This window comes from Candidatus Uabimicrobium helgolandensis (assembly GCF_041508025.1).
In the GTDB taxonomy this organism is placed as follows: Bacteria; Planctomycetota; Uabimicrobiia; order Uabimicrobiales; family Uabimicrobiaceae; genus Uabimicrobium; species Uabimicrobium helgolandensis.
The window spans coordinates 5,950,772-5,975,612 of the sequence record NZ_CP165719.1; the positions used below are offsets into that span (position 1 = coordinate 5,950,772).

The window sequence follows — 24,841 nt, forward strand, 5'->3', positions numbered from 1 at the left end:
TGGTAGGAGCCGGATGAATTGCGAGGTTCACGTCCGGTTCTTGGAGGGGTTGAGGTGAAAATCCTCGATCTACTCAACCGTACGTCAAGGTAAAAGGCAAATGGGCTTATTTGTATAGAGCTGTAGATTCAAACGGAAACACCATTGATTTCTACCTCTCCGCAACTCGCAATGCAAATGCAGCGAAACGTTTTTTAGGAAAAATTCTTCGCAAACGTAAAGATTGGGAAATGCCCCGCGTAATTAATACTGATAAAGCTGGATGCTATAGCTGCCATCAGAGAACTCAAAGAGGAAAGTACACTCCCTCATGAAACAGAACATCGGCAAGTTAAATACCTCAATAATATTGTTGAATCTGATCATGGAAAACTCAAAAGACTTATAAAGCCTACGCTTGGATTTAAATCAATGAAAACCGCTTATGCAACTATAAAAGGCTTTGAAATTATGAGATCCTTGAAAAAGGGACAAGCAAGATTTTTCCAGCTACAAAAAAGGATTATCGGCGAAGTAAGACTTATCGAAAGATGCTTTAAACTCGGCGATTCTGCCTTCGCAGAACTGTTCAAAATACTTGAATCAGACCTTGAAATACAAAAAAGCTAAGTCAATTCTCAATAGTCCAACTTCGGATTTTTTTTATAAGGGTGTCAGACCTTTTTTACGCATCTGGTGGTCTCCAAAAACATTATCATTCATTATTTTCCGTTTTACACTAAATGACATGCTATTGTAAAGGAGTATTACCTATTTTTTCTGACGGTATGAGAAAATTTTTACTGGCGAATTTTTTACTATGACCTAGAATTTTTAATCACAAATAAATGACTGCTGTTGTTTCCCATGTTCAAACCAAAAATCACTTCCTGCTGTTACCCAAAATTCGTTGTCGTTACATTCAAGTTTTTTTCTGCGAAAGCAAGCTTTCGCAAAAGGTTTTTTGTCAGCAGAGTATTTTTGTATAGAATTTCTACACATGTATAGATCCCTACCACAATCAATAGCAAACGCAAATTTTCCTGTTTCACCACGCTTTATCGGCCATGCATAACAAATAAAATTTTTATGTATTGCCTTATTACCAAGCCGTTCCTTACCACTAATATAAATATTGCTTTTTCCAGATAAAAGGTAAATACAAAAATGATAACCATGACGTTTTACAATTCCATTTTCAATATTGTCTGTCAATTTTTGCAATAATTCATTTTTTGTAATTTTACGCAATTCTGAAAAGTCAAAAAACTTATTCGATTTTTGCAGATGAACTGACTGTTCATTCCAAATATTACGCAAAATTTCATGCGCACAGAATACATTTTTCCTTATTTGCCACTCCTGATGCCTATTCCATCGCCATACGCTGACGAAAGCAATACAAAAAAGTAAGCAGGACAACAGGGTTATTTTTTTAGCTTTATCATTCATTTTATCGCCTTGAATTTCCAAACAGTATTACTTTTGAAGATTAATAGAGTTTTTGTTAGCGAGGTTTTTTGAGTGTATGAGCAGCCATATTTTTACTTTGCTTGTTTTACGTATGAATGTCTTGGTTATTAACCTTGTCGAAAGCAAGATTGCGAATAAATTTTTAAACACCTAACACATTTGTAGAAGGTGCTATAACACAATTTATTTTTATTTCACTACCACATGCCAATAGTTGTATTTTAGTGCTCTCCACGAATTCCAATTGAATGCCATCAAAGTACCCAAAGTTGTTAAACATGGTCCAAGACCAGAGTAACGGTTTTCCTAAATATGCCTTCCAAAATTCTAAATTGGCAAGATCAAATTGGTATATATTTTTTTCACAATCAAATTGATTTTCTGAGTGGATTGAAATTGAATCATCATCCTCTGCTTTAATCTGCAATAAAGTATTTTCAAATTTAAAAGAAATAGCAATAAGCATTTGTCTTTCTTTATCAAATTTTTCGAAGTATGCGAAAACGTCTGTCAAAGAAATATCGCGGTCTACAATGTTTTCAATTATGGATTGAAATTTTTTCACCATTTAATATTTTGCTCCTTTTTTAGCAGCTTGTTTTATTATTTTCAATGCGCTTTCAGCAGCCTTATCACCCTCTGAAGCCATTTGTGCAATTTCACCAACAGTTTTTTCTCTTAGATGATTTCCTAATGCTTTATTTACGTTACTAGCATTTCCTCCTCTATCTAAAATAGCTTGGGCAGCGTCTTTGTCTTTAATATTAATTAAGTTACCAAGTTTTCTTTTTGCAGATTTTGTTAATTTTAATCTTGGTTTTCCATCGGTATAATCTCCAACGTCGTTTTCACTAGCATGCATGACTATTTTATAGTGATTTGGTCCTGTAGGTTTAGCCGAAAACTTTTTAATCCATGTAAAGCGTTTTTTTAAAGTATTGAGCGAAGCAAGTAACAGAGGTACAGGGCTATCTTTAGCATCATGTGCTGCTTCTATCGTTTTCGCCATTCCAAGTGCGATAGGTAACTCCGTTGCTTTATCTCCACCACCTATTTTAGTTTTTTTTGTTGGTACCTCAGGATCGGCTTTTTTTATCTTGGATGCAAATTTGTTTTTGAAGAAACTACTCACTTTATTCCACATTTTCTTGACAAAACCGCTTGCTTTTCCAGTTGCATAACGTAATATCTTGGTGATTTTTGTCTTTCCCAAAATCCATTGGACAATTCCCTTTGCCATACGAAGAACTTTTCCCGAAACAAAAGGAATAGGAATGGCCCCAGCTATAGATAGTAAGCGGTCTAAAGCATCGAGCTTTTGGCCTGTTATTGGCGAATAACCAATAATACCGATCATAGCGTCGTAAACATCTCCAATAATTGGAATCAAGCCAATAGCTAGCTCTCCCATATCAGCGGCATATGTTTTAAAAAAGCTCACCGCTTTGTTGACAAAACCTTGGTCTATTGGCGGAGCTTTTTCGAGAAGCTGTTCTTCTTTTTCTACATCTTTAGTCGGCGATTGCTGTTGTTTCTTTTCTTCTACAGCTTTTTTTTGTATAGGTGTTTTTATCGTTTGGCTTTGCAATTTTTGAACTTGAATTTTTGGCAATGTTCGCGAAATATTTGATTGCATCATTTTAGCAAAAGCTCTGTTTCCCATTTTCTTTTGCAAAGATGTAACTCTCGTTTGTTTAGTGTAAGAAGACTTCACTGTTGTATTTAATGCTCTATTTTGTTTTTTGTTAATCTTTTTATACATTTGACCACCGTAAAATATAAAACTTACCTTTTGTTTGTCTTTGCTAAACAACCTTCACCACACTTGTAAGAAAAGAAACAACAAATTCACTATGGGCAAAAAGATACTGAAAAACGTTTTGTTAAAAAACTCTGGCACTTTAGTTAACTTGTTTCTTGTTTTTCTTTTTTTTCGTGTTTTTGTCATCAACAGAAATTTTAGGATAAAACGTATCTCCTGCTTTTTGTACAACAATTCCACTTGGTAATACTATTATGCCTCTTCTCTGTTGAGCATTTTCTAACTCATATTTCAACCTATCTAGGCTCCAGTCCAAAGGAAAAAAAGTACTATTTTTCCATACTTCACCATTCAAACGCCACCGTCCTTCAAAAACACCATTTTTATCCGACTTAGAACCTTGAATTTCTACTTCTTGCTTCCATTTTTCTCGCATACTTGAAACTAAGTGACCTCCAACAAGATCTCCATCTTTGTTTCTTTCTCCAGCAAGATGTTCGAAAGAAGACTCAAATTTCTGCAATTTTTCTTTTTTGTGCTTTCCTGCAGGGTCCATTTTTTGAATAACTTGGCTACTTCCTGAGTGATTTGATTGCATCATTTTAGCAAAAGACCTGTTTCCCATTTTCTTTTGCAAAGACGAAATTCTCGTTGATTTAGTGTAAGAAAACTTCACTGTTGTATTTGAGGCTCTATTTTGTTTTTTGTTAACGTTTTTATACATTTGATTACCGTAGTAAAATAGAAGTGTTATTCCTTGTTCGCCATCAATTCATGGTTAATTAAAACTTATTATCAAATAAAAGCGTGTCCTTTTTTTACTTCTATATCAACTCTTGCATCTGGATACTTTTTATCACGTTTACTCTTATCAGTCGGAAAACTGTCAGAGAAAGGTGCCGGTATCCCTCCCACGCTTTTTGCGCGAGTAATAAACTTCGAAGCTTCCACAAAGCCTGCAACGCGGCGTTTCTTCTCTTTTTCAGTTAAAGATGGTAGCAGGCTTGTTAGTCCTATGTTAGCTTCTTTTGCCGTTGGTGAACTTAACCTTGCCCATGGCCAAGAATCAGCAGTATCTGTTTTTAAACGCTCTTGTATATCAGAGCCTTGCACTTGTAGTCTGCCGCGATGTTGCAATTTTTCTTTTTCTGTTTTAGCTATAACTTTTGGTTCTGCTTTGGCCTTGGCTTTGCTTCTGGTCGCTGTTCGTTGATGCAGCGCGATTCCGACTGAAAGTGTACCTATGGCTAGCAAGGCATATGACACCCATCCAGGAGGACCTAGAACTAAAATAGGGGTTGTGAGTGCTAAACCTGTTGCAGCATTTCTTTGAATAACTTCCTTCGAGACATTTTGTTGCTTATTCCACATTTCAAGAATTGGCTCGGTCGCTGCCACAACTTCTTGATCATTTCCTTTGCTTTTCATCAACATTAGTTTTTCTGCAGCGGTTTCTAAGACCTTTGCTTTTTGTTTGTCCTGTGCAATATCCAAGTAGAAATTTATAATTTTGAGACTATCATTTACACTTTTTTTAGTATCCAGTTTTCTTTGAATTATGTTTGTATAGTAACTGCTATGACTCTGTGTCTTCGTGTTCGATTGCCGTTGAACAATTTTATTTGCCATCAAGTCAGCTTCGTTTTCTAAAGAAGATGCATCATTTATAAACATACTTCCTATTTTTTTTGTTGGACGAACGCGACCTTGTTTTTGCTGAACAACGTGTGTTAACTCGTGTGCGAGTAACTTTTTTCCTTTTTGGTTTGTCGGTTCGTACTGTCCTGGAGCAAAGTGAATATTATTTCCTTGGGTAAAAGCTAGAGCGTCGATATCTACAGCGAGTCTTGATGAATGGTGTATTTTCACATCAGAAAAATCTGTTCCAAATGAATTTTCCATTTCGCGTTTGATTTGATCAGGCATACCTGTTTGATTTACATTACCTTGTAGATGTTTTGCCTGCTTTTTTGCGCTTTTTTTGTTTGCAAATTGTCTTTTATACAGTTGCGCTACACCTTGATTTCCAAGTTTCTTTTGTAACAATTTTAAATGTTTTGTTTTCGCTGCTGAATTATTTATTTGGGATTTTTGATTCGTGTTTTTCTTACGGGTAATTTCTTTATGTATCATTTTTAATCCTTCAACGAGATGTTTTCAAACGACTTTCTGTTTTGTTTCAAGTTTACTTTTAGAACCGCTTAGCCTTTATCTGTCACGAATAAATTTGTTGGTTGAAACTGACCTTTACCACTATACATTGGTGTAGCATCGGGAATAGGGCTAGGTACTGCTGGTTGCTGAGCTGGTGTTGTCACTTGGAATTCCGCTTCAAAAAACTGCCCTTTCAGCATTAATTTCTTTCCCATTACTTTGGTTTTTTGCGAAAGTTGATCAGAGGCTAGTTTTTTGATCTTGAGATTTCCCATTCCTGGAATGACAAACGGCGGTGCAATGTAAGTAGTGGGAACCGATATTTTTTTCTCATCACCATCAAGACAAGCTACTTTTTTAGTTACTTTATAACTACTAGCGCTTCCTGATAGAGTACCAGGTAACACTGTAACAATAGCTGCGCCGAACATCGGCATAAAAATGGCTAAGTCTCCGGTAACTAAAACTTGTTCCATGTTTATTTCTCCAAATTGAAACAAGGACGGAAACCAAGATTAGGTGCACGATATGTTTCACTATAAAAAAAACGGTAGTTTGCCGAGCATAGTTCTTTACTACTAAATACACAACCTCCGCGCACTACTCTATGATCGGAAACCCACGGAGCGATAGGATCTACTTGGTCTGTCGTGTATTTAGAAGAATAATAATCAGCACACCATTCTCGAACGTTGCCAGCCATATTTTTTAAACCAAAGGCATTGCTTTTTATGTTATTATCTACTCTTCGAACGCAGCGATCAGAGCTTTGATCATACCATACATAGCCTTTTGCCGAAAGAATTTGCTGTTGATTTTGGTTTTGATTTTGTTGTTGATTTGGGTTTTGATTTTGCTGCTTTTCTTTTGTAGATTCTTGGTTTTTCTCTTGCCAAAAGTAGGGAAAGGAGTTATTGCCACGATAAGCATATTCCCACTGCGCTTCGCTAGGAAGTTGTAAACCTGTCTTCTTACAAAACAACTGAGCTTGTTTCCATGAAACCATCGTTTTTGGCTCCATCGGATCAGGTTTTTTTGGGTCAGACTTCTTTGAGTCTGATTCTGTACTTTTTATTTTTCGAACCACTTTATCCCATAGTTTTTTAGAGACTTCACGCTTAGCTATTAAGAAGGAACTTACATGAACTTTTTTTTGCGGTGTTTGGTCTCCAGAACCAGTTCCCATTGTAAAACTTCCCTTTGGGATGAGTACAAATTCTAATTGCGTTTTTTCATGTATGTATTCATGAACAGAATGTGTATGTCCTGCAACAGAATATGTTTGGAAGCCAGAATATCGAAAACCATCTACTTCTGGATAAAATAAAGAAAAAGGACGAATTTCTGCGTAGCCGACAACAATTTGTAGCTTTTGATCATCTGTAAATTTTTTGTTAGGTCGCCACATGTAACATCCTAAGTCACTAGATAAGGTCGGGTAGTTATGAGGTAATCCGTAAACAATATAGTGCTTCTTTTTGAGAGAGTGCTTCTTTTCCGTGATAATACACTGAATAAAAATAGCCGCATTCTCGGGAAAATTTTCGGTGCGCCAACGAATAGGGATTGCTTGTTCTTTGTGAAAGGTTTGAACTTTTCCCAAAGAAAGTAGCTTTATTTTGCGGTTATTTTTTTCATTTTGTTGAGCGACAACCACACAACTTAGTATCAAAATAAAAAGAATTGTTGTTTTCATTATTTTTCTTTCATTAATACAGTAACCAAGCCATTTTTAAAGCCGCTTGTAGTGGTAGTTGCGCATGGCGGTAAGACAAAGAAAGCGCAGCAGTTAAAAAAGCATGTTCGCGGTCTATTTGGCTAATTCTTTTTAAGTAATCTAACACCTTTCCTATTTTCCCTATCTTTGTTTCATCTATCTTTGTTTCATCTCTCTTTGTTTCATCTCTCTTTGTTTCATCTCTCTTTGTTTTATCTATCATTGTTTCATCTATCTTTGTTTCATCTATCTTGTCAGCGATACTGTCGCTAATGTGATTTAAGTCGCGACTGATTGCTTCTTGAAAGTTCTTAGTCTGAATTAAAGCACTTACCAGCCAGCTACGGCGATTGATGGCAAGTTTATCTATTTTTTTTACAAAGTTTTGCATATTCTCACAAACATTAGATTTTCGTTGCCATGGAATTTGCTGTAAATGTAGATAATTAGATTGGCGAAACACAAATGATGGTTGTTCTTTAGGGAGAACTAACATTTGCAAATAGTAAGCGTTCTTATAAATGTCTTCGTACTGTGCTTGAAAATACGCATCAAAATCTCTCTTTTGCAAATAAAATTTAGCCTTTGATCCCAGCTCTAACGAATATATTTTTTGCAACACTCCTAGTGCACTCGGACATGGGGTTTTATCCCATTTGATTTCATTAGGTAAACAAAAAGAGAAAGAAGTATCAGCTCCTTTTAATTTTTGTAGTTTCTTATCTATATCAACTGTTGAAAAACTATTTTGCATTTTACTGATATGAAATATCGGAAAATTTTTCCATGTGTTTGATATTTGTATTTGTAGATTATTGTCAATAAGCGGTGGTTCCCATAAGTTATCGTTAAAATAATCTATAATCTTTTGTCTTGCTTGTGAAAATTTAACGAGCTCGTTGTATGGTATTTGTAATTCCTTTTGGGTAGTTGTATAGCTATTTGCCTTTTCGATAGCTTCAAAAGCAGAAACTAACAATAACTCTAACTGGTGAATATGAGTTTGAGCTTGGACTAACGCATCTTTTAAATCTGGATTATTTCCAGCTATTACTTCTATTTTTTGAGCAAAAAGCGCTACTAAATTTTGATTACTTTGGCGAATCTCTTTTTCTTTTTTATTTGCTATTTCAGTCATGATGTTGCGTAGGTTTTCAAGATGAACTATTTTAGAAAATTCACTTTGATCGCAATATAAAGAAGAATAAACATTTAACTTTTCCCAGTATATCTCTGCTTGCAAAATATCATCTGAACTTGCTGAAATGGAACGAGCAATTTTCCGTACAGTCATGCGCCATTTGGCAAGCAAATAAAAAAAACGCTGCTCTGTATCAACAAGCATTTCTTCAAGCCTAGCATCTAAAGAGTTAGCATAATCGTTTAGGATATCTTCATATTTGTTGCTATCAGGATCGTTAGAACGCGCCACAAAACCAACTTTTCTCTGCTGTTGCAATAAAGCAACGTTAGAACGCTTTTTGTATAAACTTTCTAATTTTGTAAAAGAATGAACTTCTTTATCGCTTAATTTTGTAAAAGAAATATCAAATTCGTTTTTTAGCTTTTGATCAAGTTCTTTTTTAAATTGTGCACACTCTTCTATTCTTTCTTTGGATTTTGCATGTTCTTTCCTTGCTTTTTCTTGAAGTTGTATATACTTGTTTTTTAGTTCTTGAAGTTTTTTGCGAAGCTTCTCTCTGGATTTTGCGTGTTCTTTCCTTGCTTTTTCTTGAAGTTGCAGATACTTATTTTTTAGTTCTTGGAGCTTTTTACGAAGTTTCTCTTTGGATTTTGTATCTCTTGTTTTAGTTTCTTGGTACAACTCATTGATACGTTTTTTTTCTGCAAATTGTAAATTAACTATTTCTTGGTGCCATTTTTTCATAAAACACTCACTGAAACTTTTTTTACAACCACAAATTTTCGCATAAGATTCAGTAGTGTAGAGTTTTTCGGTAGAAAAACCTTCAGGAAGCATTTTTTTCTGCTCTCCACGTTGTTCGCGTTCCTCTAAAACAGCAGCTTGACGAGCTTTACGTCTAGCCCAAAGAGTATGCAAGCTCTGTGGAAAAATGCCGACAAATTTTTGATAACTTTCAACGGTGTTTTTTTCTTGCGCTAAGTAAAATTTATGACGCGTCAAACAATGAGCAACAGCAACAACATCGCGTAGCATTTCTTGGTGCAGTGCCGTCACTAACTTTTGATACTTTTTACCACCACTTTTTTCCAATCGCTCATTTGCTTTTTTATAGTTATCGTCTTTTAATAATTCCGTTTGCGCTGGGCTAAAAGCGTAGACCTTATCGATCACAATAGCTAGTCGTTGCGCGCGACAAATTTCGATAAGTGAATCTTTTTGCAAAGAAGTCGTTATTTTCTGCTGCCATAGACGAAGTAAATTTAGACTGCGTCGTTGTTGCCAAGCATCCGAGTCATCAAAACTAGTTGCATTAGCAACTTGCGCTTTTACTAGCTTTTGCTCTTCTTGTATGGATAAATGATAAAGTAGCTTGATGGCTTCATTTATTTGCGGCGCGTCGGGAAATAGTTCGATAAACTTTTCGCAATCATCCACGCTGTTCAAACTGCGAACAAATGAAAATACCGCATTGTAAATATGCTGTTTGGCAAAAAAACAATGAGCTGTGTTTGGATAACGTCTAATAAAGTCTAAATAGCCCGACACGCGATTTTGCTCTTTATAAAGAGCAAATACTTTATCAATTTTGTCGAGTGAAGCGATGTTGTCATAGTAACGCTCTATAAACTTGTTGTACTTATCAATAGAATGACTTAAATCCAAAAAATACTCGCGTATTTCTAAAGCAGCGATAGATGATGAGCTATATGGATGTTGTGCAATGTGATCATCCAAATCTTTTTCGGATTGCCATATAGTATTGATTTCTGTCGATTGATTTTCAGTGAAGCTAAAAAATTCAGAAATCGCTTCTTGTCCGTTTATAAAAGGCACAATCAACCAAAATATCCACCATTTCATTGCTTACCCCTACTTTAGAAAAATTTGAATTGGTTTCGTTGATTCATTATTAATAGTTTGTAGCGCGAACCCAATTATGCGGCTATTTGGAAAAAAAAGACCATTGACAAGTTGCCTACTCGTTTCGTTAAAAGCAATAGGATCGCCGACGTCTATTTTTCCTTTAACTTTAGCAAAACAAGCGCCTGCAAATTGAATGTAAAAACTCTTCGAGACTTGATCGTTATCAAGAGTTTTTCCTTCTTCTTTTGTAATCAGAATACCTGCTATTTTTTTTTCTGATACTGCATGACGAATATAAACTTGTTTTTGTCCATTTTCGTTTGTTTTTTCAAAAAATTCGACAGGGACGCCGTTTTGAGAATTACCATCCAAAGGATAACGAGACTGGTAGATTTTATTTTGCACATAGAGTAAAAGGTTGTCAGCTTTTCTGTTCAGTGTATCATTTATAATTTTACCTATTTTTCCCTCTGGTTTGGCACTGTTTTCTACTTCGGTAGCAATTGTATCTTGTATCTTGTCTACCTGCTCTTTAAATTGAGTTACTTTTGTTTTAAGTTCGCCTGCTGTTTTCTTCGTATCATCCGCTATTTTCTTTGCTTCTGTCACAGAACTGGTCATAGTTTTAATGTTATCACCTGTTTTTTTTACCAATTCCTTCATAGCTTGGCTGGTATTATTGAATTGTTCAACAGCTTCGAATGCTTTGTTTATTTTAGGTTTAACCTCATCTATCTCATCTTTAATGTTGGCAATGCTATTATTGACTTTCATTATTTTTTGTAAGTTTTTATTTATTTCCGCAATACTGCCCTTATTAGTTTCTATATTCCCCGTATTGGTTGTGATATCTCTTTTAATTTCATTTACAAATTCATGAAGGTTTTTATCAAAAATACTTTTGTGTTCAATTCTTCTGCTGCTGCTATTCGCATCTTTTACAATAGTTGCAATCAGAAGGCTTTCTCCATGTTTTTTCGTCGCCGCTTTTATTAGTTTACCTACATGAAAATAAACTATATACCCGCATCGTGTTTCTTCTTGATGATTTCCTATTTTAATTGGAGTCTCACTTCTCCAAGCAATGCTTATTTTTGTATTATTCACGCAGCTATTCAGTTCATCCGCTTCCAGAATCTCTTGATTCTTAGTGTAAATTTCATTTCCTTTTGCATCAAAAGCAAAGCCTTCTGATATAAAAAGTTTACGTTGGTGAATCCTAAAACGAATATTGGTGTAACTCGCATGCGTGTATTGCAAGTATCTCTTGAAGCGATTTAGATAAAAATCTTGTCTTTTTCTATAATCTTGGATATAAAGAAGTTTTCCTGTAGTATAGTCAATTCTGTTAAATGTTTTTTCAAAAGAAACATTCTTGGATAATTCTTGCGATGAGGTCCAACAGACAACTAGCAATAAAAAAAATAAAACTTTCATTTTCTTTACCTCAATTGATATAGTTCATAGCCATTTGCTTTTTTCACAATATAATATGTTTTTTTTGCCTTTACTCCCTTTTCTATTTCCTCTATTATCACTTTTAATCGAAAATTTTTATCATCTAATGATCTTAAAATTTTTCCTTTTTCCTGTAGAGAACCAAGAATTTTATGATAGTCATCCTCAGCCCCAAGGAAAACAGGTATATTAGTGCATACAAGAAGTTGTTCTATGTGTAGAGGTGTTTCTGAATCAACAATACTGGCAACTTTGTTTTCTACACCTTCAGTACGCGATTCAAAAATCATTGGTTTATCCACTACAAAATAATATGAGTGAGAAGTCGCTTCTCTACTACCAAGAATTGTACCTTCTCCAATTTTCGGTGCCAACGCAGATTTATCTTTATCTTTATTATCATATAAAGTAAAAGTGTTTATTTTTTTAAATAAAACTTTACCCTCGGTATAAATCTCTAAATATTTTTTCAATCCTTTTAGAGTGCCTCGCGTACGAAAAATGGGCATAATGGTTGCAATCACTTTTCTTTTTTGATTAATGTTCCAATCCTCTTTTAGAGATAATGCGAGCCATTTTGCCATCCATTGTAAGAAATTTTCAAACCATTCACTTGATTGTAAAAAAATTTGAAAAAGGTCAAGTTTATTGATCGGAAAATCGGGCATATATTCATGAGGACGATCTCCAAAAAGAAAAGAAAGGCGGGGATGAAATAAATCAGTGCTGATATCTAGTAGTTCATGAACGCCCGATATTTGTTTTTGCAAATAAATGCTCACTTTGCCAGAAAGTTCACTGTACAAAATTTCATATTCACCATAATCATTTTTGCGTCGTTGTTTTCTACTTATAATTAATAAGTCTTTAGATAATGAGTAATTATTTTTTTCGTTGCTTCTAGATAAATTTTGCAAGAATTTTCCATCTATTTCTTTTAATGAGAACAAGTATCTTAGTTGTATTTCACCATTCTCAGTTAAACCAACAGCTTCCACATCATACATTGAATTTTTTGATATTTTATATAGAGAACTATTGTTATTGTCTCTAACAAAAATTTCATCAGACATAACTTGCGACTGATCCCACAAAACGTTATTTTCTTTAAAAATTTTTTTCAATGCCTTTTCTGTGATATACCACGATAGTTGCGACGTTGAAAATAAGAATTGAAATGAATCAGGATAACGATAAACACTGTATTGAATGCTCGTTTGCTTTTGTTTTTTTATCGCATAAACTTTTCCACTATTTTTGTCAATAATACGCCACAAAACTTGTTCATCCACCGCCTCTGTAGTTAAATTTTTTCCTAGCTTATGACCGTTTAATTTGAGTTTGTCTAATAATAAATCTAAAGCCAACAAACTAGTAGTTGATTGTTGTAAAAGGGAGATAATATTTTCGTCTCTTTTAGGGTGAAGATAAAAAAGTAATTCTTTGCTATGAGTACGACTTTCTCCACTGAGCAACTGTTCAAAAATCTGTAGGTAATCTTTAAAAAAAGAGTCCTTGGTATTGCGAAATGCTACGGGCAACTTGTTTATGTAACTAGACATCTGTTTAGCCTTCCTCAGTTTCTATTTTTATATCGACCAAACGAATCACTCCATTTACATTTACAGATTTTTTTTGCTGTTTATACTCTTTTATATTCAAATTTAAAAATAACGAATGTTCTTTTATTTTCATCACTATTTCGCTGAGAATTTTGATATTAAATTGCTTAATTTTTATGGTACTAAATTCCAGTTTTGTATTCTTTATGGGTAATAACAGAAAGTCATCATAATCTTCTAGAATACTATTTAAAAATTCTACAGAGGTGCTATGTATTTTTATTACAATCACAGGAAGAATCAACGTAACTTCAGTTTTGATTACTCCATTTATTTGTTGGATGCGATTTTGTATTTCGTAAGTATAAAGCTTTTTATTGTACTCTCTTCCTCTATTGTTGGTTCCTCCATTATGTGGATCTAGATAGCGGTAAAGATTTTTTTCGATTTGTTCTTGTACTTTATTTGTATCAACAAACGTTTCGTATTGAACTTTCAAATAGATAAACAAAAATGTTTCAGAACAAGGTTTTACAGAAATCTCTGTCCCTAAAAGCATACGTGGTTTAAAAAAATCATGAGCATAAGTACATAAATAATTGAGAATAAAAACAGTTGCTAGGTATTTCCTAGCAAATCTTTCTCTTTGTTCTGTCTCATGAGCTATTTTTAACGAATCTATTTTAAATGTTATTGCGCCTAAAAAGTTAAGAAGGTGCGGTGCTAGTTCATTTTGTATATATGGCTCTCCGCTTAGCCATTTTTTTTGATATAACATTTCTTCTTTGAGATTTTTAGTTAAAGGAGTTCTCTTTGTTGCAAAACCATAATTATCCCCCAATTTGGTTACAATAACCAAAGCAATTTCCCATTGAGAGTTACCTTGCTCTACTTCTACTCGCTCTAAGTTGATTGTTTTAATACCACCTTGTTCATTGTAATAAGATATTTTTTGGGCTAGTAGTTGGATGTCTTGTTTGGTAATTGTTCGGTATGGCGTTTGCCAAAAGTCAACAACTTGTTTCTTTATTTGTTCTAAGTTTTTTTTCTCAAGTGGACGAATTTGTTGTGGATACTTTTGTTCCAGAATCGAACGATTCAAAAACATGATATCTTTTAAAGACTTTTCGCGCTTAGCAATGAGAGAATACAATTGGTCGTTGCTGTTTGAGAAAAACGCCTCATTGTGTAAAGAGCCGCTTTGGATAATATTATTCAGTTCTTGAACAAAACTGTAGCGGTAATCCATACTTGCAAGAAAATTACCATTTTTATAATACGCTTGGCTAAATTCTTCGCGAAAAATTTCTTGTGGATCTCCGCACTCTAACCATAGACTAAACCTATCTAACCATTTATGAATTTGATCAGAAGCGCTATTGATGTCTGATTTTTTCTTTGTCCAATCGCAAATGCGTAGAAAGCATTCCTCTTTACCACTATTTTGAGATTGCTTTTCAATAAAAATAGAACGTATTTCGTTGTAACCTTTAAACCTAAGTCTTTGTACTTTACCGTTGTCATCAAACTTAAATTCGATTTTACGAATTATAAAATTTACAGTAGGTAAACAGCTTTTAATTTCATTTACAAACCTAGAAAAACTATCGACGTCATTTATTAATGTTTCTGCTAACAACATAAGGTCTTTTTGGAATTCTTTTGATAACTTTTGTGGTTTGTTATTTTGAGTAAATTCAAAAAGATCTTTCTGTAATTCTTGCCATAGTTTTTTAAGCTTGTTTGCTAAATCACTATTTTGGGCTAATTCAGAAAGATCTTTTTGTAATTCTTGCGATAGCTTTTTGAGCTTGTTTGTTAAATCATCATTTTGAGTAAATTCAAAAAGATCTTTTTGTAATTCTTGCCATAGCTTTTTAAGATTGTTTGCTAAATCATCATTTTGAGTAAATTCAAAAAGATCTTTTTGTAATTCTTGCCATAGCTTTTTAAGATTGCTTGCTAAGTCTTTAAAGACAAAAACCTCTTTTTTATCTGTTACTTGTAAAGTAAAAGACGTTTCTTTATAGAGCACCACTATTTTTTGCGTTTTTTCTGGTATCCTAGTTTGCTGTTTTTCTTGAAGTGAGCGAAAATTTTTACCAATGTTAATAATGTCTATATTTTTTATTATTATTTCGGGTGCCTTGATCACAACCCTATTGTCTATGATTGCGATTTCAAATTTATGTTTGGTCTCAGAGAAAAGGGTTTGGAAATTTCCTCGAACTTGCATTGTCTGTTTCTGTGACATCCATATCAATGTTGCCATTTGAATAAGACCATTAGGATAAAAACTACCTAGATGAAAGTAATGTTCAACATCACCTAAAAATTGTAGAATTTTATAATGCGCTTCATCGATATCCTTTTGACTCAAAATTTTGGCGAACTCTTCTTTTGAGCTTTTCTCCGCAATTAATTTGTTATAAGTATCCGCAAGATCTCTTTGGCCTAAGATTTTATTGATTTCTTCACCGGTTGCGCCCGCAACTAATCGTAAAAAATTAACGTGCAAAGCATGTGGGATGGCATCAATTCGATACAACGTTGATTCTGCCAAATAAGCTAAGAGCTCTAAAATAACAATCCCCGGATCAGAAGGATTAAAGTTTGTCCACTGAGAAGTATGCTTAGGAATCGACGACAACAAATACTCTCTAAAGTTATCATAACGCTTATCAAAAATTTTTGGCAGTTTATTTGACATTACTTAAACTCCAAAGTTATAGTTCGTAAAAATGGTAGAGCTTTTAAACTGTCTTGCCCATCTATATTTATTATGGTTATTTCGCAATCTTTTACATTACTTATTTGCATTACAATTGCAATGATACTTGTGTTAAGCAATAAACTAATGCTTTTATTTTCTATTAATAGCTTATTCCCTTGCGATGTGTATTTTCCAAATTCCCATCCTTTACCATCTCTACCAAAAACTGGATGCATAAATGACCGAATCAAATTCTCTATCTTTTTGCGAATTTGCATGTTTGTCGCATCCTTTAGCGTAATTTTAACTTTAAAATCAATATTTACATAATCAGGATTTACTACGCGGATAGCACTTTGCAATGAGAGTAAAGCTCGCTTGCGTAAATATGACTCTATAATGCGCTTGAGCTCAGCATTTGGTTTGGGTTGTTGTTCTTGATATTTTGGTAAAACAACGATGTTTATGTTGTTCAAGACATTATCTGTAATAGGTTCGACAATACATTTTACACGTGCAACATCTTGCGATGCATTGTAAGTCAACTGTTCAAAATCATCGACAGTAACAGCTCGATCTCTATTTTTAATACGATAGGGTACTCTTTCAATAAAAGAGTTGACGTTTTCTTCATCGTTACCACCATAAGCACGTACAGTATTTGTTACCTGAGTAATATGAGGGATAGTTGTCTTTAAATCAGTTATTTGATGAGGCAAAACATTTCCGTTCGCTCCTCCACCACTGCGATAATTACGCATCACAATATTGTTCTTTCCTTTGGGGACAACCATGCCTTGGCTTCCGTTGCCAAAAGTAATCACTCCTGTTGGATAATGCAAGGTGTAGTGTCGACTCATTTGCGTTGATTGCGCGAAAGTTTCTACTCGAAACCATTTTATCCAAATTTTATCTTCGTCTTCCTCTTGTTGTTTTCGAATGATTTTTTTTCCGCTTATCGTCAGCATATCAAGTAACTGTTGTTGGGAAAGACTTTCTATTTCTAATCCTTGTAAAAAGTATTCTTTGCGTTCCCACTTTATCAATTCGATTAGTTCTTCTTGAGATGGAATGTTCGATTCTTGTATCTCCAGCCACTCATTTTGTAGAACAGGGCTTTGCGAAAGAGATACCACTGCATTAGTTTCTCCTGTTCCCGATCCAATAATTTCATCTTGTATTGTAATGGCGTTTTGCGCTAAGGTCGTATTAGGATGAATTCCTTGTAGACGTAATAGCTTCTTAAAAAATTCGGGCGCGTTCTCTTTCAAATTTGTGTCAAGCTGCTTTAGTTGTTCTGGCGACCAGTGTAATTCTCCACGTAGCCAGTACATAGAAGACTTGTTAAATAGAGAGCATTTTTTTATGTCTTTTAGAATAGGAATTTTTGAGATACTACCACTTGTAAATAGCTCTATTTCATCCTGCTTTACCGATGGTATTTCTTGCCACTCAAACAAATTATCTTGTTTTTTTTGGGGATAAAACCACCGTAAATTTGGTATTGCATCAACTTTTATCTCTTGCTTTTGCAAATGATGATTAAAAAACAAGGATATAGTTTCATCTTCTGAAGCTCCTGTAAAACCAAGATACAAAGAACGTTCTTGTTTAACTGGTTTATAAGGAGTAATTTTTTTTGCCCAAGGTGTTGTGTCAAAAAAGTTATGCGTTTGAAGCCAAACAGAAGCCTTGTGTACACAGTTAATAGTTATTTTTTTGACATAGGGTGATAGATTTTCACCAGGATCATAACTATACTTTTCAGTCTTGTTTTTTTCCACTGTTGGTTGAGTAAAATATTTACCTTGAGTTACTTCAAATTTAATCCAATAGTTTTTTTGACCATCTATTTCCGTAGGATTCATATTGGAAGGACGTTTAATCGCAACTGTTACATTATCTTTTTGCAAGAAGTTAATAGTACCTTCTACATTGATATTATTTTCTCTGAGCTCTTCCCAATTATTTTCTTCCCAATAGTAACAAGAGACTTTTGGTAGAGAGAATTTTTCTGGTAATTGTTGTTCTCGTTGTTCTCTAAGTTCGAAATTAATGGATATTTGGTCTTGGGAGAAAGCTTGCGAACCGATATACAAGGTATTCCCTTTTTTAGCAAATTCACCAAAAGCATAAAATCCTTTAGTCTCGCTAACACTAAAATCATTGACAATAATATTTTTATCAGTAATATTTTGCATTGCTATATTTGCAAAGACGCTTTCGACTTTAACATTTTGTTGATCAAACTCTTTATTAATTATTCCTTGCTCTGGAATAAGTGTTAGTTGGTTGCTATCGCGAGCTATTTTTTCAAAGCTACTACGAGTAGACTGCGATAAATTTATTATCAAAGGGTGTTTGAGCCACTTGCTCCATGTCCCATTTTGTTGTCTATACGAGTGGAGAGAATTTTGTTGTAATACATGAATAAAATCTTCAAATAGCGATAGCTTTTGTGCTCCATCGTGAAAAATTTTAACAATGTTTTCACCATCAATAACCATAGAGAGTTTATCTCCTGTCGCAATTCTTATTGTTCGTAAATCTCGAATGTTACCTTCTTCTAATTTATTTTGACTGAAAAGAGTTTTTATTTTTTCTTCGCTAACTACAGATATAGTTCCTTCTTTAGTTATGACTGCACTTGAAAAATCAATTTTTCCTTCTAGATCACGAATCTTACTGTTAGATATTATTTTTAATTCATTACTCTCTGTTTCTAAAAGAATATAGCTCCCGTTACTGCTCATCATCATGTTCTTTACACTTACAGAAAACTTTTCGCGTTGTTCCCAAGTTGTGTTTTTTGTGTAGGTATATAAATGATCGTGAGTTGCAATAGCTACAGCGCTTGTATCTTCACTTATAGCAATTATTCTTGACTCTTTTTCTACTTTTGATGGAGCATTGTGTAATGCAACAGGTGAAGCACTCCAACTGTTTTGTTCTTTTGAAATGCGAAAAACGAGATGTTCATAATGGCTTGTTTCCCGCTTTATCGTATAAAAAATATTACCATTTTCATCAATGGCAAAATCGTGAATATGTGCATCTATACCTGTTGAAATTGTTTTTACTTTATTTTCCTTATCATTTTCTTCTCTAAGCTCTGGTAGAAATGCACATAAGCCTCTAGAGTCTGTTTTAATTGCTATATTCCATCCATTTTTAACCGCGACAGAATGTCCATCTTTTTTTAATATATTGCTTTTTTCAACGACAACACTTGTATCTTCTATACGGTCAATAAATTTTAGTTTTTCGTTTTCTTTTTTTACTGATAACGAAAATTTAATGTTGTGTTTTTTCCATAAGCCCCCCTCATCCTTAGAATAAATGTAACTTACATCTTGGTCTTGATTATTTTTACCCCAAACCACAATTCTGTTGTTCTTAATCAACACATCTTTCGGAGTACTTATATGCTTGTACCGCGCTATTTTTCCCCAATGTTTTTCATTTTTACTATAAACATGAGTGGCAACATCAGAAACAATCACAAGAATATCGTCATCGATAGAGATGTTTTTGCCAAAATTTTCTTCATTTACGGTTATTTCAATTACCGGAAATTTAAATATGGTGTTGTCGGCTACTTGATGAATATAAACTTTTTTTTGCTCAGGAACTCCGACAACTACAATGTTTTGAGAAATAGCGATTGATGGCTTTAATTCTTGAGCATTAGGCTTTTCTAGTGGCAGATTTTGAGTTTGTGGACTTTGGTTTTTGTCAAAAATGATAATCTCTTCTTCAGTATCTATAACAGCCACATCTCTATTTGAAACCATTGATTTTACTTTTGTTTGGGGAGAAAAAACGGCTTGTTTTTTCCATTTTCGATCTGAAAAATGATATAGGTAAAGATAATTCGTTCTTTCGGTAATTAGAAATTTTTTATCAAAATGGATAACATTTTTAAATGAAGTATAACATTCGCTCTTGACATGCTGCGGCGTATTAAAATACTTTTCTTCTAAACCTCTCCCCTGTATAGTAATTTCAAATTCTGATATCTTCCCTGCGTTCACCGGAAGAAATTCTCTAAAATCTAGGGTTAAAGAATGAGGGATTTGTTGCGGTGTTGCAAATACATGACCATAGTCTTCTTCACTAACTTCATCTTGATTGTCATCAAAAAAATAAGAAAAGTCACCGTATTTTCCGGTATGCGAATCGACAAAATATCCTGCTGATAACTTCATATCACTTGCTACGAGTTCTTCCATTGTTTCAAAAACCACTGCTGGATTGTTTTTTGCTGCAACTTGCGTGAATTTTGGTACGGTTATTGTCAATGATTTTTGGTTATTTTTCACTACCGAAAACGTTAAAGGAACTGTCGCAGGCTTTGCGGGAAGTATGTCAATTGCCAAAAAATCGTAAAAAGCTAGCTGATATTTATAGGGCATTTGATTGAGACGATGACGAACGACGTCTAATAAATTCGCGTATAGCTTTAAGATAACAAGCCCTGGGTCATCTTCATCAAAGTGGTCTTTGTCCCAATCACTGTCAGCCCACTGAGGACAATATTTCTTTGCTAGAGCCACAGCTTGACGATATATAAGTACAGAGTTTCTATTATCTAAAAGAGGTGGCTTCATGAGTTATTTTCCAAATAAAATGGATACACAATATTGGCTTTGGTGTTATCAGAAATAATAGTGTATTCGATTAAGATGCTCAGTGTGTTGCTTTGCGTTGCTGTAGCAACCACATTGTCAATTACAATACGTGGTTCCCATTTTTCTAATGCTTGCTTAACATAATAACTTGCGATGGCCGCCGTTTCTGTATTGTTAGGGGCAAACACCAGTTGTTCGAGTTCGCACCCAAAATCAGGACGCATTACTCGTTCTCCTGGAGAAGTTTGCAAAATCATTACTATTGATTCTTTAATAGAATCATTGCTTTCCGTCCACTCTAATTTTTTTGTAGATGGATTTAACTGCAATGGGAATTTTATTCCTTTTCCTAAAAAATCGACCATTGTTTCCCCTATTAATTCATCTCGATTTTTGTGCCCTTGATAACAACATTACCAGAGGCTTCCATTTTAGTATCTGCAGTGCTTGTCATTATTATTTCTTTTGCTTCTAGGGATATTTTTCCCTGCGGAGCTTTGTATTCTATATCTTTGTCTGAAATGATCGAAATTTTTTTATCTTTAATACTCATCTCAATTTTAAATTTCTTTTCCTTATCGCAAATAAGAATTTTCTCTTCACCTTGTTTATCATCCATATCGATAGTTAAACCGCTACGCGACTGTATGCGTTTGATATTATTTTCACCATTGCTATTGTCTTCTGGAGGAAGGTCTTTTCCGTTCCATAAACTTCCCATAATGTAGGGACGAGCAATATCTCCGTGTTCGAAAGCGACCAACACTTCATCCTCTACTTCTGGAAGGATAAAAGCTCCTTTTGCAGGGCCCGCCATCCACGAAGCGACGCGCGCCCAATTCGATTCGTCTTTAGCGCTCAACCATGGAAATTTTACTTTGACTCGCCCCAATTTATCAGGGTCTTGATTGTTAGTAACTATCGCTGTAACAACACCATAAATTTTGCTGGTATCGTTATTTGAAAACATATCTGTAAAACTCATATCCCTGTTCTCCGCACACCAAAAGAGGTAGTATATCCGCTATCATCAATACGATGCGTAGTCGAAAAAACGTAGTATACACCGCTCAAACGTCCTATTCCTAATAACTCAATTGTCTTTCCTATACGAATAACGGGATTCCCCATACAGTGACCTTCTCCTTCTACTGTCTCAATTAAAGACGCGTTGTACTGAGCTCCGGCAATGGTTTTTGCCTCGGTAGCGTCAATGATGTTTTCACCGACAATTGTTGTGGATGATTTTTTGAACGCTTTTTTGGTTAAACTATCTCCAGCCGACTTAGCTCCCATCTGTGAAACTTTTTGTCCACTAGACGATTGTCCTGAAATAACCGCTTTGTTTTTTACATCCCATCCTTGAACCTTTACCTTAGAGCCTCTATATACGGTACTAAGAGTTGGAGAAAAGTTACTAAAATGCACTTTATATTCTAGACTTGCTACAGAGCCACTGTTTTCCTTACTTTTACGAAAGAAAAGTTTTTTATCATCGACTCCCAATTCATAGCGAATGCGTTTTGCTCTTTGCAAAAGAAATTCAAGATCATGTTGGTTGTTCTGGCATAAATAAGGATAGACTGTTTGCGTGCTCTCTACTTGGTTACTTAATCCCCAATCTCCCGCGATTTTCTGAGCAAGATCACTGTCCTTTATTTCTGTAAATGTTCGCGTTTTGTCTTCTAATTGCAATCGATGTAAGCGATCGTAACCACGAATACTAATTGTCGAAAGATTTTCAGAAAATTCAAAGTCTATCGCAACTATTTCTCCGGAGAATACCGGTTGTATAGCGTCAATTCCCATAGAAATTGTGATTTCATCTCCTAAGTTCAAAATCTTTGACTCCATATACTTCCAATTTCCTTTTTCGGTATCGATATTGGAAATTTTAATAACACACATCGCAGGAGTGTTAATTTCTTCGTCAATTTGCGCGCTTTCGATTTCGGAAAAAGGCAGCAATGTATTATTGATTTTAACTTCTGCATTAGGAACAGGTGTGTTGTTACTCATAATATTTTTTCATTTACGTCAGGAATAATAATTGTGCGACCAATATCGTTCTCCTCTGGAAAAAAAAAAGGATTTTCAATATTGTTTACCTTTGCAATCATAGGCCATAAATTCGCATCTTTCATTTCCTGCGCAGCAATAAGATCTAAACGGTCGCCCTCTTTTATAACTCTCGCTTTTCGACAAGCTTCTACCCCAAGCGAACGTCTAATTTCGCGCTGATCAGGAAAATGCTTGAACGTTAAACTCAACTTTGCGCGCACGGGAATACCGTCTTCGGTAAACATCGTAAAGTTTTGCTTAATTTCTTGCACGTGACCAGTAAAACTAAAATTTCCCCATGTAAAAATACAAGGAGGTGGTTGCTTGGTCAGTTGCCCAGAAACCGAAGGATAAACAAGACTCGCAAAGCGCTTCGTTCCAAATATTTTTTTTGATGTTGAATCTGTATAATCTTCGCGAACATCATGCCCTGCTTGATAACTATCAAAAAACAAATCCACAGAGAAATTATCACGAGTTGTTTCTATAAATTGATCGTTTTGCCAATTACTGCGAAAAGAATCGGTATATTCAGTGGGATTAAACTGAACTTCAAAAACATCGCGACTGTCGTTTAGTACGCGAATTTTGGCGCGTTTCATTTCAAACCTCTACGTTGTTTTTCAATGCGAATTTTTTGGGAAATTTTCTTGTATATCTTATCGACAAAAACATCGAGTTCGTTTTGTTGTAGTTGATGTTTTACTGTCTTGCGAATTTGATCGACAACAAAAACTTCAATCTCTTCCATATTTGATTCGTGCACAACTTTCGGAATTTTATTGTGAATGCGGTGTACTATTTTTTCCACACTCTCTTCAGTGGTAAATTGCGATTTGGGTAGTATAAAAGAATAATTTTGCGTTGCTGATGCAAAAGTTATTTGTTTTATTGAATCTTCTCCGACCATCTCATCTACAATATTTTGAACATAGCTGGTTTTTGATTTTCTATTTATTATTTTGCGTTTTAGCATTGACTGCAAACTGTCGGTTTGCATAGACAAAAACTGCTTACGGTTATTTTTTTGGGTAAAATATTGCTGCTCCATTGTTACAAAAGTTTTATCCATAGACTCCAATGTAATAAAGTCTTGTTGTTTGTTGCGAAGATAAAGCTTTGTTTGCTGTATTTTACTTAGAAAAAAAGTCTTAGATTCCGTGGAAACACTATTGCGAAAAATAAACGCTGATTTATTGTTTTGTTGTAGATAAAAACTTTTATCTATCGGTTGCAAATAAAGCATTGTGCTTTTCTCTGTTTGTAGTACAGACGTATCTAATTTCATCGTTGGTAGTGTTGTTTTCTGAAAAAATAACTTGCGTAAATTTTTCTGGTTAAAACTTTGAGTAGACGTTCGTAAAACTTCAAAATGTACTTCTTTTTGATGCTGTATATTGCGTTGAATTTGTTCCTTATATGACTTCGTATTTTCAACACTAACAACTTTGCGACGCTCCTCTTTTTCAATAGAAGAAACAACCGCTTTTGAGATTTTCTGCTGTTGCTGAGAAACGATTTTTTCTACTTGTTCTATCGTTTTCTGCACCAACGGTAATTGCTGAAACGAGCTATTTGGTTCTTCGCTTTTTGGTGGCAGCAATAAGTTCAAAGGAGAGTAAACTAGTGTTTTATTGTCAACAGTAATGTGATTCGATTCTTCATGATCTATTTGCGTAAAATTTTTATTACTATCCTTGTTTACCTCAACATTTTTAATGTGCGCAGTTTGTTGATAATTTTTTAGCTCGACGGATACAGATTTATCTACCTGTTTTTGCTGTTGTAACTTAGTTATCTTCTCTACTGTTTTTTGTAGTATTGGTAGCAAACGTATGTTGCTATCGTTGTTTTGTTGTTTTCTTGATGGTAACAATAAATTCAGCGAAGGAGATGTTGTTCTTTGGTTATTAAAAGTCGTATGATGAGCATCGTTATTAATAAAGTGATTGGTCAAGTTTTGGACTACAGTTTCTTCATTTAACGCAGGTAAAACGTTAACCATCTCGTTAAGAATTTTAGTAAGCGTTATAAACTGCCGCTGATAATTGAAAACTTGACTCAACTGAATGTTGAGAGGCTGTTTAAAATACTGGCTATTTGTCATTTGCGAAGTTACATGTTTATGGTAGTGCGAAGTATTTGCCTCTTTTTTGCTGCCAGATATTAACGGCAAAATCATATTAACCGGCATATAGCGTAAGCGTAGCGGCAAATTATACACTTCGTCAAACGTAGCAAATAGAGGCTTATGCATCCGTTTATTTGGCCATAAAGTTTGTATATTTTGTGTTTTTATTTTTGCAGCAATCAATTTTTAT

17 protein-coding genes and 1 pseudogene are annotated in these 24,841 nt (G+C 34.5%); 1 reads left to right on the plus strand and 17 read right to left on the minus strand.

Going from position 1 to position 24,841, the window contains the following annotated elements; translation table 11 throughout:
* Positions 1 to 65: 65 nt before the first annotated feature.
* Positions 66 to 609 (plus strand): annotated as a pseudogene (locus UABHE_RS22120) (IS6 family transposase); the annotation flags it as partial.
* Between the two features lie 204 nt (positions 610 to 813).
* Here UABHE_RS22120 and UABHE_RS22125 read toward each other — a convergent pair.
* From UABHE_RS22125 to UABHE_RS22205, 17 genes are all read right to left on the minus strand, one after another.
* Positions 814 to 1,431: a hypothetical protein gene (locus UABHE_RS22125; protein ID WP_372365468.1), complete on the minus strand. Its 618-nt coding sequence runs from the start codon at positions 1,429 to 1,431 to the stop codon at positions 814 to 816.
* A gap of 163 nt (positions 1,432 to 1,594) precedes the next feature.
* A complete protein-coding gene (locus UABHE_RS22130; RefSeq protein ID WP_372365469.1) occupies positions 1,595 to 2,020 on the minus strand; it encodes a DUF6334 family protein in 426 nt (141 codons plus the stop codon).
* Entirely contained in the window at positions 2,021 to 3,214 is a 1,194-nt protein-coding gene (locus UABHE_RS22135) for a pre-toxin TG domain-containing protein (RefSeq protein WP_372365470.1), read from the minus strand.
* Positions 3,215 to 3,353: 139 nt separating this feature from the next.
* Entirely contained in the window at positions 3,354 to 3,938 is a 585-nt protein-coding gene (locus UABHE_RS22140) for an EndoU domain-containing protein (RefSeq protein ID WP_372365471.1), read from the minus strand.
* A 71-nt stretch (positions 3,939 to 4,009) separates the two neighbouring features.
* Positions 4,010 to 5,347, minus strand: coding sequence for a DUF4157 domain-containing protein (locus UABHE_RS22145; protein WP_372365472.1), 1,338 nt, complete (start codon positions 5,345 to 5,347; stop codon positions 4,010 to 4,012).
* A 68-nt stretch (positions 5,348 to 5,415) separates the two neighbouring features.
* Complete coding sequence (locus UABHE_RS22150; RefSeq protein WP_372365473.1) at positions 5,416 to 5,844, minus strand: hypothetical protein; 429 nt, start codon at positions 5,842 to 5,844, stop codon at positions 5,416 to 5,418.
* Positions 5,845 to 5,846: 2 nt separating this feature from the next.
* Positions 5,847 to 7,064, minus strand: a complete 1,218-nt coding sequence (locus UABHE_RS22155; RefSeq protein WP_372365474.1) for a formylglycine-generating enzyme family protein — start codon at positions 7,062 to 7,064, stop codon at positions 5,847 to 5,849.
* 13 nt (positions 7,065 to 7,077) lie between these two features.
* Positions 7,078 to 10,092, minus strand: a complete 3,015-nt coding sequence (locus tag UABHE_RS22160) for a hypothetical protein (RefSeq protein ID WP_372365475.1) — start codon at positions 10,090 to 10,092, stop codon at positions 7,078 to 7,080.
* 9 nt (positions 10,093 to 10,101) lie between these two features.
* The gene (locus tag UABHE_RS22165; RefSeq protein WP_372365476.1) at positions 10,102 to 11,202 is read right to left on the minus strand and encodes a hypothetical protein; all 1,101 of its coding nucleotides are present in this window, start codon (positions 11,200 to 11,202) and stop codon (positions 10,102 to 10,104) included.
* A gap of 335 nt (positions 11,203 to 11,537) precedes the next feature.
* On the minus strand, positions 11,538 to 13,115 hold the full coding sequence (locus tag UABHE_RS22170) for a phage tail protein (RefSeq protein WP_372365477.1): 1,578 nt from the start codon (positions 13,113 to 13,115) through the stop codon (positions 11,538 to 11,540).
* Positions 13,116 to 13,119: 4 nt separating this feature from the next.
* Positions 13,120 to 15,825, minus strand: a complete 2,706-nt coding sequence (locus UABHE_RS22175) for a hypothetical protein (RefSeq protein WP_372365478.1) — start codon at positions 15,823 to 15,825, stop codon at positions 13,120 to 13,122.
* Positions 15,825 to 20,438 carry a baseplate J/gp47 family protein gene (locus UABHE_RS22180; protein ID WP_372365479.1) on the minus strand — a complete coding sequence of 1,538 codons (4,614 nt, stop codon included), beginning with the start codon at positions 20,436 to 20,438 and terminating at the stop codon, positions 15,825 to 15,827. The genes UABHE_RS22175 and UABHE_RS22180 overlap by 1 nt, the downstream gene beginning before the upstream one ends.
* Entirely contained in the window at positions 20,435 to 20,824 is a 390-nt protein-coding gene (locus UABHE_RS22185) for a GPW/gp25 family protein (RefSeq protein WP_372365480.1), read from the minus strand. Before UABHE_RS22185 ends, UABHE_RS22180 begins: the two co-directional genes overlap by 4 nt.
* 11 nt (positions 20,825 to 20,835) lie before the next feature.
* Complete coding sequence (locus UABHE_RS22190) at positions 20,836 to 21,444, minus strand: phage baseplate assembly protein V (RefSeq protein WP_372365481.1); 609 nt, start codon at positions 21,442 to 21,444, stop codon at positions 20,836 to 20,838.
* Positions 21,441 to 22,478 carry a phage late control D family protein gene (locus UABHE_RS22195; RefSeq protein WP_372365482.1) on the minus strand — a complete coding sequence of 346 codons (1,038 nt, stop codon included), beginning with the start codon at positions 22,476 to 22,478 and terminating at the stop codon, positions 21,441 to 21,443. Before UABHE_RS22195 ends, UABHE_RS22190 begins: the two co-directional genes overlap by 4 nt.
* Positions 22,475 to 23,122 (minus strand): peptidoglycan-binding protein LysM, encoded by a 648-nt coding sequence (locus UABHE_RS22200; RefSeq protein WP_372365483.1) that lies wholly within the window; start codon positions 23,120 to 23,122, stop codon positions 22,475 to 22,477. Before UABHE_RS22200 ends, UABHE_RS22195 begins: the two co-directional genes overlap by 4 nt.
* Positions 23,119 to 24,834 carry a hypothetical protein gene (locus tag UABHE_RS22205; RefSeq protein WP_372365484.1) on the minus strand — a complete coding sequence of 572 codons (1,716 nt, stop codon included), beginning with the start codon at positions 24,832 to 24,834 and terminating at the stop codon, positions 23,119 to 23,121. Before UABHE_RS22205 ends, UABHE_RS22200 begins: the two co-directional genes overlap by 4 nt.
* Positions 24,835 to 24,841: the final 7 nt, after the last annotated feature.

Excerpts from the sequence above, each read along its gene's own strand:
- UABHE_RS22125 (WP_372365468.1), bottom strand. The coding sequence starts at position 1,431 with ATGAATGATAAAGCTAAAAAAATAACCCTGTTGTCCTGCTTACTTTTT.
- UABHE_RS22130 (WP_372365469.1), bottom strand. The coding sequence starts at position 2,020 with ATGGTGAAAAAATTTCAATCCATAATTGAAAACATTGTAGACCGCGAT.
- UABHE_RS22135 (WP_372365470.1), bottom strand. The coding sequence starts at position 3,214 with ATGTATAAAAAGATTAACAAAAAACAAAATAGAGCATTAAATACAACA.
- UABHE_RS22140 (WP_372365471.1), bottom strand. The coding sequence starts at position 3,938 with ATGTATAAAAACGTTAACAAAAAACAAAATAGAGCCTCAAATACAACA.
- UABHE_RS22145 (WP_372365472.1), bottom strand. The coding sequence starts at position 5,347 with ATGATACATAAAGAAATTACCCGTAAGAAAAACACGAATCAAAAATCC.
- UABHE_RS22150 (WP_372365473.1), bottom strand. The coding sequence starts at position 5,844 with ATGGAACAAGTTTTAGTTACCGGAGACTTAGCCATTTTTATGCCGATG.
- UABHE_RS22155 (WP_372365474.1), bottom strand. The coding sequence starts at position 7,064 with ATGAAAACAACAATTCTTTTTATTTTGATACTAAGTTGTGTGGTTGTC.
- UABHE_RS22160 (WP_372365475.1), bottom strand. The coding sequence starts at position 10,092 with ATGAAATGGTGGATATTTTGGTTGATTGTGCCTTTTATAAACGGACAA.
- UABHE_RS22170 (WP_372365477.1), bottom strand. The coding sequence starts at position 13,115 with ATGTCTAGTTACATAAACAAGTTGCCCGTAGCATTTCGCAATACCAAG.
- UABHE_RS22175 (WP_372365478.1), bottom strand. The coding sequence starts at position 15,825 with ATGTCAAATAAACTGCCAAAAATTTTTGATAAGCGTTATGATAACTTT.
- UABHE_RS22180 (WP_372365479.1), bottom strand. The coding sequence starts at position 20,438 with ATGAAGCCACCTCTTTTAGATAATAGAAACTCTGTACTTATATATCGT.
- UABHE_RS22185 (WP_372365480.1), bottom strand. The coding sequence starts at position 20,824 with ATGGTCGATTTTTTAGGAAAAGGAATAAAATTCCCATTGCAGTTAAAT.
- UABHE_RS22190 (WP_372365481.1), bottom strand. The coding sequence starts at position 21,444 with ATGAGTTTTACAGATATGTTTTCAAATAACGATACCAGCAAAATTTAT.
- UABHE_RS22195 (WP_372365482.1), bottom strand. The coding sequence starts at position 22,478 with ATGAGTAACAACACACCTGTTCCTAATGCAGAAGTTAAAATCAATAAT.
- UABHE_RS22200 (WP_372365483.1), bottom strand. The coding sequence starts at position 23,122 with ATGAAACGCGCCAAAATTCGCGTACTAAACGACAGTCGCGATGTTTTT.